This is a genomic window from Caryophanon tenue (genome assembly GCF_001700315.1).
Classification (GTDB): Bacteria; Bacillota; Bacilli; order Bacillales_A; family Planococcaceae; genus Caryophanon; species Caryophanon tenue.
On record NZ_MASJ01000001.1, the window covers coordinates 414199 to 430680 of the forward strand.

15 protein-coding genes are annotated in these 16482 nt (G+C 41.6%); 13 read left to right on the forward strand and 2 right to left on the reverse strand.

What is annotated here, in order from left to right:
• Positions 1 to 34: 34 nt before the first annotated feature.
• From spo0A to A6M13_RS01940, 3 genes are all read left to right on the forward strand, one after another.
• Entirely contained in the window at positions 35 to 823 is a 789-nt protein-coding gene (gene spo0A, locus A6M13_RS01930; protein ID WP_066542420.1) for a sporulation transcription factor Spo0A, read from the forward strand.
• A gap of 253 nt (positions 824 to 1076) precedes the next feature.
• A complete protein-coding gene (locus A6M13_RS01935; protein WP_066542421.1) occupies positions 1077 to 2630 on the forward strand; it encodes a flagellar assembly protein A in 1554 nt (517 codons plus the stop codon).
• Positions 2631 to 3344, forward strand: coding sequence for a glycerophosphodiester phosphodiesterase (locus A6M13_RS01940; RefSeq protein WP_066542422.1), 714 nt, complete (start codon positions 2631 to 2633; stop codon positions 3342 to 3344).
• A 13-nt stretch (positions 3345 to 3357) separates the two neighbouring features.
• Here the strand turns inward: A6M13_RS01940 and A6M13_RS01945 are convergent, their stop codons facing one another.
• Positions 3358 to 3612, reverse strand: a complete 255-nt coding sequence (locus tag A6M13_RS01945; RefSeq protein WP_066542423.1) for a DUF2627 domain-containing protein — start codon at positions 3610 to 3612, stop codon at positions 3358 to 3360.
• 260 nt (positions 3613 to 3872) lie between these two features.
• Here A6M13_RS01945 and A6M13_RS01950 point away from each other — a divergent pair, with 260 nt between their 5' ends.
• From A6M13_RS01950 to A6M13_RS01995, 10 genes are all read left to right on the forward strand, one after another.
• Positions 3873 to 4973 carry a Leu/Phe/Val dehydrogenase gene (locus A6M13_RS01950; RefSeq protein ID WP_066542424.1) on the forward strand — a complete coding sequence of 367 codons (1101 nt, stop codon included), beginning with the start codon at positions 3873 to 3875 and terminating at the stop codon, positions 4971 to 4973.
• Between the two features lie 6 nt (positions 4974 to 4979).
• Entirely contained in the window at positions 4980 to 6407 is a 1428-nt protein-coding gene (lpdA, locus tag A6M13_RS01955) for a dihydrolipoyl dehydrogenase (RefSeq protein WP_066542425.1), read from the forward strand.
• 18 nt (positions 6408 to 6425) lie between these two features.
• A complete protein-coding gene (locus A6M13_RS01960) occupies positions 6426 to 7412 on the forward strand; it encodes a thiamine pyrophosphate-dependent dehydrogenase E1 component subunit alpha (protein ID WP_066542426.1) in 987 nt (328 codons plus the stop codon).
• Between the two features lie 5 nt (positions 7413 to 7417).
• Entirely contained in the window at positions 7418 to 8401 is a 984-nt protein-coding gene (locus A6M13_RS01965) for an alpha-ketoacid dehydrogenase subunit beta (RefSeq protein ID WP_066542427.1), read from the forward strand.
• A gap of 15 nt (positions 8402 to 8416) precedes the next feature.
• On the forward strand, positions 8417 to 9700 hold the full coding sequence (locus A6M13_RS01970; protein ID WP_066542428.1) for a dihydrolipoamide acetyltransferase family protein: 1284 nt from the start codon (positions 8417 to 8419) through the stop codon (positions 9698 to 9700).
• A gap of 122 nt (positions 9701 to 9822) precedes the next feature.
• Positions 9823 to 11514 carry a methylmalonyl-CoA mutase family protein gene (locus tag A6M13_RS01975; RefSeq protein ID WP_066542429.1) on the forward strand — a complete coding sequence of 564 codons (1692 nt, stop codon included), beginning with the start codon at positions 9823 to 9825 and terminating at the stop codon, positions 11512 to 11514.
• Complete coding sequence (scpA, locus tag A6M13_RS01980; RefSeq protein ID WP_066542430.1) at positions 11511 to 13661, forward strand: methylmalonyl-CoA mutase; 2151 nt, start codon at positions 11511 to 11513, stop codon at positions 13659 to 13661. Before A6M13_RS01975 ends, scpA begins: the two co-directional genes overlap by 4 nt.
• Positions 13661 to 14737 (forward strand): methylmalonyl Co-A mutase-associated GTPase MeaB, encoded by a 1077-nt coding sequence (meaB, locus tag A6M13_RS01985; protein ID WP_066542431.1) that lies wholly within the window; start codon positions 13661 to 13663, stop codon positions 14735 to 14737. The genes scpA and meaB overlap by 1 nt, the downstream gene beginning before the upstream one ends.
• Positions 14738 to 14843: 106 nt before the next feature.
• Positions 14844 to 15284 (forward strand): BrxA/BrxB family bacilliredoxin, encoded by a 441-nt coding sequence (locus A6M13_RS01990; protein ID WP_066542432.1) that lies wholly within the window; start codon positions 14844 to 14846, stop codon positions 15282 to 15284.
• A 58-nt stretch (positions 15285 to 15342) separates the two neighbouring features.
• Positions 15343 to 16299 (forward strand): aromatic acid exporter family protein, encoded by a 957-nt coding sequence (locus A6M13_RS01995; protein ID WP_066542433.1) that lies wholly within the window; start codon positions 15343 to 15345, stop codon positions 16297 to 16299.
• A gap of 39 nt (positions 16300 to 16338) precedes the next feature.
• Here A6M13_RS01995 and prli42 read toward each other — a convergent pair whose 3' ends face one another.
• Positions 16339 to 16437: a stressosome-associated protein Prli42 gene (gene prli42 / locus A6M13_RS16210; protein ID WP_169817408.1), complete on the reverse strand. Its 99-nt coding sequence runs from the start codon at positions 16435 to 16437 to the stop codon at positions 16339 to 16341.
• Positions 16438 to 16482: the final 45 nt, after the last annotated feature.

The following is a 16482-nucleotide window of genomic DNA, read 5'->3' on the forward strand; positions in this document are numbered from 1 at the left end:
ATAATAGAGGAAAAACGTTAGAGGGGGGACACAAGTGAAAAAAATTAATGTTGCGATTGCAGATGACAATCAAGAACTTGTGCGCCGTATTGAGGAATATTTTATCAATCATGCTCAAATTAACATTGTTGCAACAGCCTCTAATGGAAAGCTTTGTCTAGATATGTTAGAAGAGCACGATGTGGATTTATTGTTGCTCGATATTATTATGCCACATTTAGATGGCATTGCGGTATTGGAAAAAATACGCATGATGGATAAGTATAAAGACTTATCGATTATGATGTTAACGGCATTTGGTCAAGAAGATATTATGAAGCATGTGTTGAACTTAGGGGCAACATATTTAATTTTAAAGCCATTTGACTTTGAACAATTAGAAACAAAGATTTTGACGTGGACAGGTTATACGACAACTGGAGCACTTCCTCAAAAAGACTCTTTACATACAGAACAAGTATCCATTTCACCGTTAGAATATGAAATTTCAGAGATTTTAAAAGCGGTAGGTATCCCAATGCACATTCGGGGATATAAACATTTATGTTATGCTGTTGCATTGGTCTGTGAAACGCCGTCATTATTAAATGGAGCCGTGACAAAGGTGCTGTATCCAGAAATTGCTGTATACTGCGACTCAACACCTACACGAGTAGAGCGTTCGATTCGGCATGCGATTGAAGTCGCGTGGAGTAGGCAAGCGGAAGAGTTTTGCCGTGTTCTTATGGGAAAAGAACTAGATGAAACATGTACGAAACCAAAAAACTCTGCCTTTATAGCGCTTGTGGCGGGTAAGGCACAACAAAAAATAGCACAATCATAATCGTTATAATTGTAAAGACACTGTGAAATGATTTTCATTTTACAGTGTCTTTTTTTTATATGCATAGGGCGTAATGATAAAATCTTATTAAAAAAAAATAAAAATACGAGTTTGAGCGAGAAGGTATAACACTTTCTACTGTAAAAATATTGGAAGTTAATAGAGGGTGCAGAAATAATGAAGGACTATTACCCCTCTTTGTCAACAATCCATTACGGTATAATAAGGAGACAGAAAGAGCGGGAGGTAGTCCATGAGTATATATCGTAATGAGTATTTAGAGTTATCGAAGCAACAGCAAGTTGTATATGTAACGACATTTCAATCAGGATTTGATTTGAAAAACTTTGACGTAATTATGCGCCAATACCCACGCATTAAATTAACAAATTTTACAGCATTGAAGCAAGCATTGGCTACGCCGACAGCAGCACCAGTAGAAATTGGTGTATGGCAACCAGCATTTTCTATCGATGTATCACGTGATAAAATGACTGCGACAATTACGTTATATGAAATCGCTACACAGTTTACAGCGATTCATGTTCAAGATGAATTACAACGGCAAGGCATTGTGTTTGGCGTGCAGCAATTAGATTATATGAACGTACCTTTAGGAAAAGCACATTTAATTGCGATTGGTCAACAACCAGTGCGAGGGCAAGATGCGATTGTTACGTATTTAGAAATACCAGAACGTAAACCTGTTATACGTGAAGACGGTCGCGCAGATTATTATGAAATGAATTTTATTTATGAAATTAAGCAAGGTGCATGGCTCGGTGAAAAAACATTCCCACAGCCAGGTATTGATGGCCAAAATATATATGGAACGGTGTTAGCAGCTCCCCCAGGTGTCGATGTGCCGCTGTTATATGACCGTAAATCCGCGTATGAAGTAGAAGAGGACGGCAAAATAATATTGCGTTCACGTATTGATGGCGCTGTTGAACGGACGCATGGGATTGTGGGCGTCAGCAAACATTTAATGATTAAGGGTGATGTCGGGTTAAGTACGGGCAATATTGACTTTGATGGTTCTGTGACAGTGTCTGGTACAGTTAGCCCGGGCTTTTCTGTGATTGCGACGGGAGATATTTCGATTGAAAGTTTAGAAGGGGCAAGTGGTGCGGCAAAAATTATATCGCATGAAGGAGATATTTATATTCGTGGTGGTATTTTTGGGTTAAGCCAAACGGAAATATATGCTGGGAATAATGTGTATGTGAAACATATTAATGATGCAAAAGTAACAGCGGAAAACGAATTACATATTGGCTTTTATGCACTCGGCTCAGATTTGCAAGGGCATTCAGTGTTTGTGAATACCGTAAAAGGTAAAATTATCGGTGGTACGACATGTGCGAAAAGCTCGATTGAAGTAGCCATTCTCGGAAACTCACATGAGCGTAAAACCGAAGTACGGATTGATGCGGTCAATAAAGAGCTACTGATGCATGATATTCAAAAAAAGGCGACGGAGCTGAAAATGATTCAAGATCAAATTGAAGAAATTGAAACGCAGTTGACACGTTTACGACCGTTAGAATCGCGTCTGAATCAAAAGCAGCTCGTTGCATTTGAAGAATTAAAGCTCGCATTGCGCACACAGACGGAACGTGCTTTGCATTTAGACCGTCAGCTGAAAATTGAAATGAGCGAATTGCGTTATGCAGGAAATGAAGAAATTCATGTTGTAAAAGATGTATTTCCGGGTACGATTTTAATGATTGGTGAGAAGCGTAAATGTATTTCAAAGCGCACAAATGGCCGATTTAAAATTGATATGGGGGAGTTGAATGTATAAGTGAGTATTCAAGTTTTTGCGCATCGAGGTGCGTCGCTGCATGCTTTTGAAAATACACAAAAAGCATTTGAGACTGCATTCATACACAAAGCAGATGGCATTGAATTAGACGTCCAATTAACAAAAGACGGACAGGCCGTTATTTTTCATGATTTAGATTTACGTCGTCTAACAGGGAAAGCTGGACGAGTGGATATGATTACATTAGCAGAATTACAGCGCCGAAAAGTAGGGAAACGTTTCCGTCGTTTTTTCGGTGCGCCAATTTTAACATTTCATGAAGTAGTTGCATGGGCAAATGCACAGCAAATGCCACTCAATATTGAATTAAAGGAAACATTTGTCGGGCAAGTAGAGGCGGTTCATCATTTATTTTCATCGATTACATTGCCAGTAGGAAGCCACGTTTCCTCGTTCCATATCGATGTGTTGGCGTATGTGAAGCATTGTCGCCCTGATATAGAAACCGCGTATTTAGTAAAAAAGGCATTTGATTGGCAATCGTTACCTGCCTATCCGTTTGTTGATGCGGTTCACGCTCATAAACGTTTGTACAAGCGACAAAATCTAGAGGCAGCAGCGGCGGCAAAAAAGCCATGTCGTTTTTACGGCATTGTTGGCAACGAATCGTTTTTACAAGCCCCGCATGATATTGTCATCGGGTGGATTGCTGATGATGTAACAGCTGTGCCGCGCATTCAACGCCAAACCTAAAAAATTCGCACACTTAATCGTGTGCGGATTTTTTTTGTTTCTGGAATTTTGGTGCGACTTTGCCATTTTTGCGGTCACGATGCAGTAAAAAACCTGCAAAGAAGCCGAAGCCAATCGCAAAGCTAACAATGCCGACAATAAACTGTAACCATAGCCACGGAATTGGTGCCATTAAAATACCAAACAATGTATCGCGCATTAATTTAATGCCGAATGCAGCTAGGACAGCAGGAATACATAACACTAAAAATGCTAAAAAACGACCCATACAGCCACCCCTTTGATGTCGTAGTAAAGCTTCGTTCTGCTTTAAGCATATCACGAAAAAAATGAGATGCCACTGGTGAATCATGTCATGTGAAAAAAATGTTATTCGTCACTATCTATTCTTGGCACTATATGAGATGATTTCGATTTAGAAAATATTGAAAATTTTGAATATATTATATAAGAAAGTTTTTAATTGCTTGTTGGACAATAAAACGTTATGTTATAGAAAATAAATGATTTTTCGAGAGGATGAGTGTTATGGAGATTTTCGCATACATGGAGAAATATGATTATGAACAAGTGGTGTTTTGCCAAGATAAAGCATCGGGGTTAAAGGCAATTATTGCTATTCATGACACAACATTAGGTCCAGCACTTGGTGGGACACGTATGTGGACGTATCAAACGGAAGATCAAGCAATTGAAGATGCTCTACGCTTAGCGCGTGGAATGACATATAAAAATGCAGCAGCAGGGTTAAATTTAGGCGGCGGGAAAACCGTAATTATCGGTGACCCGTTTAAAGATAAAAACGAAGAAATGTTCCGCGCATTAGGGCGTTTCGTACAAGGACTGAATGGTCGCTACATTACGGCAGAAGACGTTGGAACAACTGTAATGGACATGGATTTAATTCATGAAGAGACCGATTATGTAACAGGCGTTTCGGAAGCATTTGGTTCGTCAGGGAATCCATCACCGATGACTGCATATGGTGTGTACTTAGGTATGAAAGCATCAGCAAAAGAGGCGTTTGGTAGCGATATGTTAGAAGGCAAAACAATTGCGGTGCAAGGTTTAGGGAATGTAGCCTATTCAATGTGCGAGTATTTGCATAAAGAAGGTGCCAAGCTAATTGTGACAGATATTAATAAAGCAGCAGTAGACCGTGCAGTTGAGGCGTTTGGTGCAACGGCAGTGGACCCGAATGATATTTATAAGCAAGAAGCGGATATTTTCTCACCATGTGCATTAGGCGCAATTGTGAATGATACAACGCTTGATCAAATGAAATTCCGTGTCATTGCAGGCTCGGCGAACAACCAATTAGCAGAATCGCGTCACGGACAAATTTTATACGAGCGCGGTATTGTGTATGCGCCCGATTATGTAATTAATGCAGGTGGCGTTATTAATGTGGCGGATGAGTTATACGGCTACAATCACGAACGAGCAAAAGCACGCGTTGAAAAAATTTACGGCAGCTTAGAAAAAATATTTGCGATTTCACACGACGAAAAGATTCCAACATATTTAGCAGCGAACCGTTTAGCAGAGCAACGTATTGCATCAGTTGCTAAATCACGTAGTCAGTTTTTACAAAATGGTAAACATATTTTAAACATGAAAAAGGGGTGACCGAGTATGGCGGAAAACTATGATGTAGTGGTCATTGGAGGAGGCCCTGGTGGCTATAGTGCAGCGATTCGTGCCGCACAATTAGGGATGAAAGTAGCGCTTGTCGAAAAAGAAGCAGTTGGTGGCACGTGTTTACATCGTGGTTGTATGCCAACGAAGACGTATTTAGAGTCTGCTACGCGTTTACGCCAAGCACGTGAACAAGCAGAGTACGGCATTATTACCGATACACCAACATTTCAGTTTGAAGCTGCTTTTACACGGAAAAATCGCATTGTAGCAGAGTTACAAGCAGGTATTGAAAGCTTGCTAAAAAAGGGCAAAATTAGTGTGTATAGCGGCTATGCACGTATTTTAGGACCGTCGATTTTCTCGCCAATGCCAGGTACGATTTCAGTTGAACAAGAAAACGGTGAAGAAAATATTATGTTATTGCCACAGCATATTATTGTAGCAACGGGTAGCAAACCTCGAAAAATGGAAGCGTTATCATTTGATGGTGAACGTATCGTATCCTCGGACCATTTAGTTCAGATGGAGCAGTTACCAACGAGCATACTCATTGTTGGTGGTGGCGTAATTGGTGTTGAATGGGCATCGATGTTTATTGATGTCGGTGTTGAAGTCACGCTTGTCGAGACAGCTGCACATATTTTACCGCAGGCGGATAAGGATATTGCCAAAGAAGTCGAGAAGCAATTACGCGGACGCGGTGTCACGGTTTATACAAATGCGGCGTTACAGCTTGAAACAGTAGACGTGCAACAACATGGTGTAACAGCTACCATTGTGCAAGGTGAAGAGAAACATGTTATTGACGTAGAAAAAGCATGCTTAGCGATTGGTCGTGAAGCAAATGTGACAGACTTAGGTTTACAAAATACCGAAATTGTTGTGGAACATGGCTATATTCGTGTCAATGAACATTATCAAACGAAAGAAGCACATATATACGCGATTGGCGATTGCATTGCAACACCGCAGCTGGCACATGTCGCAATGCGAGAAGGAATGCTAGCAGCAGAGCATATTGCAGGACAGAAAATAGAGCCGGTTAATCCATTGCATGTACCAGCCTGTATTTATAGCTATCCAGAAGCTGCATATATCGGCATGACAGAGGCGCAGGCAAAGGAAGCCTATAGCCAAAATATACGCGTTGCGAAAATGCCGTTAAGTGCGGTTGGGAAAGCACGTGTACATGGTGAAACGGCAGGCTTTATTAAGGTGATTGAACATGCAGAGACAAACGATATTATCGGCGTGCATATTGTTGGCACACAAGCGACCGAGTTAATTGCTCATAGCAGCTTAGCGATGACAGTCAATGCAAGTGGGGAAGAAGTAGGGCTTGCGATTATGGCACATCCAACGGTAGCAGAAGGGCTAGGCGAAGCGGCATTATTGCTTGATAAACGCGCGATTCATTTTTAACAGACAGGGGATGGTTAGATGAAGCATCAAGAACTTGGTTTATCGAATGAGCAAGTCATTGATATGTATTACACGATGCTACTTGCACGAAAGTTAGATGAGCGTATGTGGTTGCTCAACCGTTCAGGAAAAGTACCGTTTGTTATTTCGGGGCAAGGGCAAGAGGCGGCACAAGTAGGAGCGGCATTTGCGCTAAACCCACAAGAGGATTATGTTGCACCATACTATCGTGATTTAGCCGTTGTTTTACGCTTCGGTATGACAGCGAAGCATATTATGTTATCAGCCTTTGCAAAAGCAGAAGACCCAAACTCAGGTGGGCGTCAAATGCCGGGGCATTTTGGCTATAAAAAGGGTAATATTTTATCAGGCTCTTCACCGGTTGCAACGCAAATTCCACATGCGGTTGGTGTGGCGCTGGCAGGAAAAATGGATGGCAAAGATTTTGTCACATTTGTATCGCTTGGCGAAGGGTCAACAAACCAAGGGGATTTTCATGAAGGATTGAACTTTGCAGGGGTGCATAAACTACCGGTCATTACATTTGTTGAAAATAATCGTTACGCTATTTCTGTACCGTTTGAAAAGCAAGTAGCATCTGCTACGGTTGCTGAACGTGCATCTAGCTATGGCATGCAAGGGGTTCGCGTTGACGGTACAGACCCGTTAGAAGTATACCGCGTCACAAAGGAAGCGGTAGCGCGTGCGAAAAATGGCGAAGGTGGCACAATTATTGAAGCGATGACATTGCGACTCACTGCGCATTCTTCGGATGATGACCAACGCCAATATCGTTCAAGTGAAGAGTTAGAGGCACAGAAGGAGCAAGACCCTTTACCACGTTTTGAGGCGTATTTAGTCGAACACGGTGTACTAGATACCGCGGCACTAGAAAACATGCATCAAGACATTAAACAACTGGTGAACGAAGCGACAGATTATGCAGAGGAAGCGCCATATGCAACACCAGAGACAGCATTACAATACGTGTACGGTGAGGAGTGAGACGGATGCCAATGATGAGTTATATTGATGCGATTACGCTGGCAATGAAGGAAGAAATGGAACGTGACCCGAATGTGTTTGTATTAGGGGAAGACGTTGGACATAAAGGTGGCGTATTTAAAGCAACAAAAGGCTTACATGAACAGTTTGGCGAAGCACGTGTACTGGACACACCACTTGCGGAAAGTGCGATTGTCGGTGTAGCGATTGGAGCAGCGATGTATGGCAAGCGTCCGATTGCTGAAATGCAGTTTGCGGATTTTATTATGCCCGCTGTGAATCAAATTGTATCGGAAGCAGCAAAGATGCGTTACCGTTCAAATAACGATTGGCATTGTCCACTTGTTGTGCGTGCGCCATTTGGGGGTGGCGTTCATGGGGCGCTGTATCATTCGCAATCTGTGGAGGCGCTATTTGCAGGGACACCCGGTTTAAAAATTGTTATTCCGTCTACACCATATGATGCCAAGGGGTTGTTAAAAGCAGCTGTACGTGATGAGGATCCCGTATTGTTCTTTGAGCATAAGCGTGCATATCGTTTATTAAAAGGCAATGTACCAGAAGATGATTATATTGTACCGATAGGCAAAGCAGATGTGAAACGTGAAGGCAGTGATATAACGGTTATTACGTATGGCTTATGTGTTCACTTTGCGATGCAGGCAGCGGATCGTTTAGCAAGTGACGGCATTGAAGTTGAGATTGTTGACTTACGCACAGTGTACCCGCTCGATAAAGAAGCGATTATTGAAGCGGCGAAAAAGACAGGTAAGGTATTACTTGTTACGGAAGATAATAAAGAAGGCAGCATTATGAGTGAGGTGGCAGCCATTATTAGCGAGCATTGCTTATTCGACTTAGATGCGCCGATTCGACGTTTAGCTGGCCCAGATGTACCAGCCATGCCGTATGCACCAACAATGGAAAAATTCTTTATGATGAATCCAGATAAAATTGAACATGCGATGCGCGAGCTTGCGGCATTTTAATAGGAGGGATAAGCGATGAAGAATATTACGATGCCACAGCTGGGTGAAAGTGTTACAGAAGGAACGATTGAGCGATGGATTGTACAACCGGGTGAGCGTGTTGAGAAATATGACCCGATTGCAGAAGTACAAACGGATAAAGTAATGGCGGAAGTGCCAAGCTCGTTTAGCGGCATAATGGGTGAGCATATTGCACAAGTGGGCGATGTCGTACCTGTTGGTGATGTCATTTGTACGATTGATACAGGCGAAGGGACAACTGAGGAGTCAGCACCCGTACCGCAGCAAACACCGAAGCCACAAGAGCAATCAAAACAAACAGCTGTACCACAAGCAAAAAAAGCAGGCAGTCATGCACGTTATTCACCGGTAGTGATGCGTTTAGCTGCTGAGCATAATATTGATTTACAGCAAGTAGTCGGCACAGGAGCGAGCGGTCGGATTACACGAAACGATATTAAGCGTGTCATTGAAGACGGCATACCGGTAAGTGCTCCGACACCAGCACCAGCACGAGCAGAAGCAGTTGTTGAGCAAGCCCAAACGACAACATCTGCACCACAAAAGAAAATTACGAAAGAAACGCTCGATGATAACGGAGATACATTAATCCCAGTGAGTAGTGTACGCCGTGCTATTGCCGAAAAAATGACGCGTAGCTTACATGAAATTCCACATGCATGGATGGCGATGGAAATTGATGTGACAAATTTAGTGAAATACCGCAATGAAGTGAAAGATGCATTTTATGAACGAGAAGGTTTTAAGCTAACATACTTACCGTTCTTCATTGAAGCGGTAGCGAAAGCATTAAAAAAATTCCCGCTTCTCAACAGCACATGGGAAGGCGATGTCATTCGTCAGCATAAAGATGTACACATTTCCATTGCAGTTGCAACAGATGATGCGCTATACGTACCTGTTATTAAACACGCAGATGATTATTCAGTACGAGGCTTAGCGAAGCAGCTAAATCGTTTAACGACAGCTGTTCGTGAAGGTACAATGACGATGGAGCAAATGCAAGGCGGTACATTTACAGTAAACAACACCGGTGCATTTGGCTCTACATTATCAAAAGGCATTATTAACCATCCGCAAGCTGCTATAATACAGATTGAATCTATTAATCAAAAACCAGTATTTATAGAAGAAAATGTATTAGCAGGACGATATATGACAAATTTATGTATATCAATTGACCATAGAATTTTAGATGGCTTAATTTGCGGAAAATTTCTACAGCACGTAAAATTTTTACTCGAAAACTTCGATAAACAGCAGATGTCAGTCGACTGAAAACGCAGCGAAACCCGATGAAATATAGGGTTTCGCTAATTTTTTGCTTTGAACTCTCGCATTTATGTTATAGAATAGAAAACAGAAACATCTAAGGGGGGAAAGCTAGTATAGCGTCCACTATGGCAAATACGATGAAAAATATTGAATTTAACGCTGCTTCTTATTCAGAGTGGCAAGACGCGGCAGTGAAAGCATTGAAAGGAAAACCTTTCGAATCACTGTTTACAAAAACGGCAGAAGGAATCACTCTGGAGCCACTGTATACACAACAAATGCTAATTGATCGTTTAGGTGAACAATTAGAGAAGCAAGTTGCAACAGTTCGTGCGAATAAATTTTCAAATGACTTTACAGTTGCACAGCAAGTATACGGCGATACGGCAGAAAGCTTTATTGAAAACTTAAAGGATTCGTTAGCACGTGGTAACGAAGCATTAACAATTGATAGCCGTGTAAACTTCATATGGGATGAAGCCGTACTTGTACAAATCGCAGATTATTTAACTGAATATTCATTTAAACTGATTGTACAAGGACAAGATGATGCGCTATTAAAGGCATTTGACTATATTGCGGACGACAAGGCTTCTCAAGTGGAAGGCTTTATTATTTCAACAGAAACGGTAACGCTTTCAAAGTTCGGAAAAGTTCGAACTTATTGTGCAAACGCTGTTACAGTGCATAATGCAGGCGCAACAGCAGTTCAAGAATTAGCATATGTTTTAGCATCGGCAGCTAAATATGCGAATGAAGAACAAGATTTCGACACATTTGCATCAAAATTTTTCGTAAACTTCGCAATTGACACACAATTCTTTATGGAAGTAGCGAAAGTTCGTGCGATGAAAGTGTTATGGCAAGCCTTTACGGCAGCTTATGGTGCAAACGGGGCTGTACCAGTTGTAGCGGAAACGTCAGTACGTAGCTTCTCTAAATATGATGTATACGTAAACTTATTACGTGCTGGTAACGAAGCGTTATCAGGTGCAATCGGCGGTGTGGACTTCTTCACGGTACATCCACATGATGTGTTATCAAAACCGACTGAGCAGTCAATTCGTATTGCACGCAACGTACAATTAGTATTAAAAGAAGAAACACATGTATTAAAAGTACAAGACCCAGCTGGTGGTTCATACTTCGTTGAAGATTTAACGGCAGCACTTGTAAAAGATGCATGGGCATACTTCTTACAAATTGAAGAAGCGGGTGGCTTAGATGCGTTCGCAGCACAATTTGACGCAGATGTACAAGCGGCATATGAAGCACGTGTGAAAGCAACACAATCACGTAAGCAATCATTAATCGGTACAAATATTTACGCCAACCCACAAGATGAAGTAGCGCAAGAGGAAAATGGTCAATTCGCAGACGTACAACGTATTGCTATACCATTTGAAACATTACGTGCAGAAGCAGTCGCTTCAAACGTAAAAGCTGCAGTTGTATCATTCGGTGAGTTAAAGAAAGTAAAACCACGCGCTGATTTCGTATCAGGTATTTTAAATACAGTAGGCATCGTGCCTGAAAAAACAGCACCGTTTGCAACAGTACAAGAAGTACAAGCATACTTATCACAAACGGATGCATCATATATTATCATCGCAGCAACAGATGATGATGTGAAAGAGCATATCGCGGCGATTTTAACAGCGAAAAAAGATGGTCAAGTTGTAGACGTAGCGGGTCGTTTCAAAGAAGACGAAGCAGCATTTGCACAAGCAGGTGTTGATGGTTACGTATTTGCAGGCCAAAATATTATTGAAAAAGTACAAGGTGTTCTAGCAACAACGAAGGAGGTTCAGCGATGAGCAAGCCAAATTTTAACACAGTCGCAATTGAAGATGTATTAGCACAAAACAGCGAGCACGCTTCAAGCACGTTTTTAACAAACGAAGGCATTGAAGTGAAAAATGTTTATACAGCTCAAGATACAGAAGGGTTAAAACATTTAGATGATGTAGCTGGTATTGCGCCAAATACACGTGGACCTTACCCAACAATGTATGTAGCTCGTCCTTGGACAGTACGCCAATACGCTGGTTTCTCTACAGCAGAAGAATCAAATGCGTTCTACAAGCGTAACTTAGCGATGGGTCAAAAAGGCTTATCGGTAGCGTTTGACTTAGCCACACACCGTGGTTACGACTCAGATCATGAGCGCGTAAAAGGTGACGTTGGTAAAGCAGGTGTAGCAATTGACTCAGTAGAAGATATGAAAATTTTATTTGACTCAATTCCACTTGACCAAATGTCTGTATCGATGACAATGAACGGGGCAGTATTACCAATCTTAGCATTCTACATCGTTGCAGCAGAAGAGCAAGGGGTAACACCTGAGCAATTAGCAGGGACAATTCAAAATGACATCTTAAAGGAATACATGGTACGTAATACGTATATTTATCCACCAGCAATGTCGATGAAAATTATCGCTGATATTTTTGAATATACATCAAAATTCATGCCAAAGTTCAACTCTATTTCAATTTCGGGCTACCACATTCAAGAGGCGGGTGCGACAAATGATATCGAGTTAGCATATACATTAGCAGATGGTCTTGAATATGTACGTACAGGTTTAGCGGCGGGTATCGACATCGATTCATTCGCACCGCGTTTATCATTCTTCTGGGCAATCGGTATGAACTATTACATGGAAGTGGCAAAAATGCGCGCAGCACGTCGTATTTGGGCACAAATGATGTCAACGTTCAACCCGAAAAATCCGAAAACATTAGCATTACGTACACACTCTCAAACGTCTGGATGGTCATTAACAGAGCAAGATCCATTCAACAACGTAACACGTACATTATTTGAAGCGAATGCCTCTGCAATGGGACATACACAATCACTTCACACGAACGCGTTAGATGAAGCGATTGCGTTACCGACAGACTTCTCAGCTCGTATTGCACGTAATACACAATTATTCTTACAAGAAGAAACAGGTATGACAAAAGTAATCGATCCATGGGGTGGCTCTTACTACGTTGAGAAGTTAACGGATGAGTTAACGGAAAAAGCATGGGCATTAATCGAGGAAATTGAAGAGCTTGGCGGTATGGCAAAAGCGATTGAAACAGGCTTACCGAAGATGAAAGTTGAAGAAGCAGCGGCAAAACGCCAAGCCAAAATCGACTCGACTTCAGAAACAATCGTTGGTGTAAACAAATATCGTTTAGCACAAGAAGAGCCAATCGAAATTTTAGATATCGACAACGCGTTAGTTCGTGAGCAACAAATTAAGCGTTTAGAGCAAATGAAAGCTGAACGTAACGAAGAAGAAGTGCAAAAGCATTTAGCTCGTTTAACACAAGCAGCAAAAGATGGCTCTGAAAACTTATTAGCAGTAGCCGTAGACGCAGCTCGTGCACGTGCGTCACTTGGTGAAATTTCAGATGCGATTGAAGCGGTATCTGGTCGCCATAAAGCGGTTATCCGTTCAATTTCTGGTGTATATTCTGCAAACTACTCAGAGTCTGAGCAAATTACAGAAGTACAACAAATGACGGCAGAGTTCTTAGAAAACGAAGGGCGTCGTCCACGTATTTTAGTGGCGAAAATGGGTCAAGATGGTCACGACCGCGGTGCAAAAGTTGTAGCAACAGCTTACGCGGATATGGGCTTTGACGTAGATATTTCTCCATTATTTATGACACCAGCAGAAACAGCACAAATGGCTGTTGAAAATGACGTTCACGTTGTGGGTGTATCAAGCTTAGCAGCAGGACATAAAACATTAGTACCTGAACTGCGTGACGAACTGAAAAAATTAGGTCGCGAAGATATTATTATCGTTTGCGGCGGCGTTATCCCAGCGCAAGATTATGACTTCCTATATGAAAACGGTGCATCAGCAATTTTCGGACCTGGTACAGTATTACCTGTAGCGTCAATGAAATTAATTGAAATTATTTATGCGCGCTTAGGGTATGAGGAAGTGGCTGAATAATGCCAAACAATAATGAATCGGCTTTACATGTGATGAAAGGTGTGGGGCGTAACCATGATGGTTTACACGCCACACCGCGTCGCAGCTTTAAAAAGAAGCAGCAAGAGCAGCTGGACATTCCAAAGCTAGCGGATGATGTAAGATCGGGTTCGCGCTTACAATTGTCAAAAGCGATTACGCTTGTCGAAAGTTCAAATTTTGAGCACCGTCAGCAAGCACAAAAGCTATTACAAGAGTTATTACCGGATACAGGAAAAGCTGTACGTATTGGTATTACAGGTGTACCTGGTGCGGGGAAAAGCTCGTTTATTGAAGCTTTCGGGACGATGTTAGCGAAAATGGGGAAAAAGGTGGCAGTACTTGCTATCGACCCAAGTTCGTCACTATCAGGCGGCAGTATTTTAGGGGATAAAACACGTATGGAAGAGCTTGTGAAGCAGCCAAATGCGTTTGTTCGTCCGTCGCCAAGTGCCGGAACGCTCGGTGGTGTGCATAAAAAGACGCGTGAGACGATGCTCCTTTGTGAAGCAGCGGGCTATGATGTTATTTTGATTGAAACAGTAGGTGTCGGTCAAAGTGAGACATATGTGCGTGGTATGGTCGATTTCTTCTTGTTACTTGTATTAACAGGGGCAGGAGATGAGCTACAAGGTATGAAAAAGGGCATTATGGAGCTTGCAGATACGATTGTTGTACATAAGGCAGATGGCGATAATGTTCGTGTTGCTAAACGTACAGTACAAGAGTATAAGCAAATTCTTCATTTCCTACAGCCTGCAACGCCAGGTTGGGTAACGCGTGCCTTAGCGGTGTCATCGTTGGAACAAAAGGGATTAACAGATGTTTGGGAAACGATTAATGAGTTCGTACAAACTGGGGAACAAAGTGATTATTTCCATATTCGTCGTAACGAACAAACGCGAGATTGGTTCCGTTCGATGATTACGGATCATTTGATTGATACATTTTACGGAGATGCGCAAAATAAAGCGCAAGTGAGCAATTTAGAGCGTCAAATCCTAAACGGTGAGCTAACCGTATCTCAAGGTGTTGCCGCGTTATTTGATGATAAGTAACATCGTAAAACTTTTGGAATCAACTTCTTTGCATCACACGCATTCCTTGTTATGATAAGGGAGAATCTAAAAGGCAATAGCCTAATTACAAAGGAGTTCGATTGAAATGAATATGGATTACGATTTATTTATGCGTGAAATTACAACAACAGCACGTAATGAAATGGAAGCAGCAGGTTATGAGCAATTACAAACGCCTGAAGCAGTAGCAGCGGCGTTTGAACGCTCAGGAACAACGCTTGTCATGGTAAACTCAGTATGTGGTTGTGCAGGTGGTATTGCACGTCCAGCAGCAACGTATGCTGTACATTACGATAAACGTCCAGACCATTTAGTAACAGTGTTTGCTGGCCAAGATAAAGAGGCAACAGCAGAAGCGCGTTATTTATTTGGTGAAGATCATATTCCGTCTTCTCCATCATTCGTCTTATTAAAAGATGGACAAGTGGTAGCAGAAGTAGGGCGCTATGAAATTGAAGGGCATGACCCATCATCAGTTGTAGCGAACTTACAAGGTCATTTCGACGAATTCTGCGAAGAACTATAATTACATGAAGTGTTGGGGGGCTTTTCCCCCAGCAACTTTATCGTAAGGAGATAGGCAAATGAAGCGATTTTCCATTGGGTATCGTACATTAAAAACAGCAATTGGTGTAATGCTCGCTGTTACAATTAGTTATTATGCCGGTCTTGAATTTTACGGCTCTGCCGCAATTTTAACCATTCTTTGCATTCAAACGACAAAGAAAAAATCACTGCATGCTGTTTATACACGTGTTGTCGCAACGTTTGTTGTGATGATACTCGCTTACATATTATTTGAGGGCATTAGTTATCATCCGTTGATTTTAGGGATTTTGATTTTATTACTTATTCCAATGCTTGTGACATTAAAAGTAGCAGCAGGTTTCGTTTCAAGTGCGGTTATTTTAATGCATATATATGCCGTTGGAGACTTCACATGGTCTTTACTTGTAAATGAGCTTGGGATTATGGCCATCGGTTACGGTGTTGCACTCGCCGTGAACATGAATATGCCTGATAACACAAAGCTGATTGACTTGTATCGACGTCAAGTAGAGGAAGATTACCGCGTAATATTTTCAGAAATCGTCAAATATTTACGCAATGGAGATGCTTCGTGGGACGGAGCAGAGCTGATTCATGCAGCCGATACGCTCAATAAAGCGAAAGCATTAGCCTATTTAGAAGTTGAGAACCATTTAACACGAAAAGATAATTTGTATTACACGTATTTTGATATGCGAGAAAGACAGCTAGAGATCATTGAACGTGTTTTACCGAAAGTAACTACACTTCCTGTTATAGTACAACAAAGCGAATTGGTCGCTGACTTTATACAGGACTTAGCAGATAATATCCATTCGGGAAACACAGCAAGTACGTACCGCGAAAAGTTAGACATTGTGCGTGAAGAATTTGCGAACATGCCACTGCCAAAAGACCATGATACATTTTTAGCGATGGCGGGCTTATATACATTTATTGAAGAAATGGATGAATATTTAGCCATTAAGCAAAATTTTAAAGGTTTACAATAAAAAAATAGCCGCCACTACTGGCGACTACTGTTGGTGAGGTTAGCCCATTACGGCCATAGCACCCATTGCAATTGTAGAGACTAGCATAATGACTACCATCGCATAAATAACGGCTTTTTGAAATTTCTTATTGCTCATAATTATCGCTCCTTCATATACATTACCATTAGTTTATCAAATTTC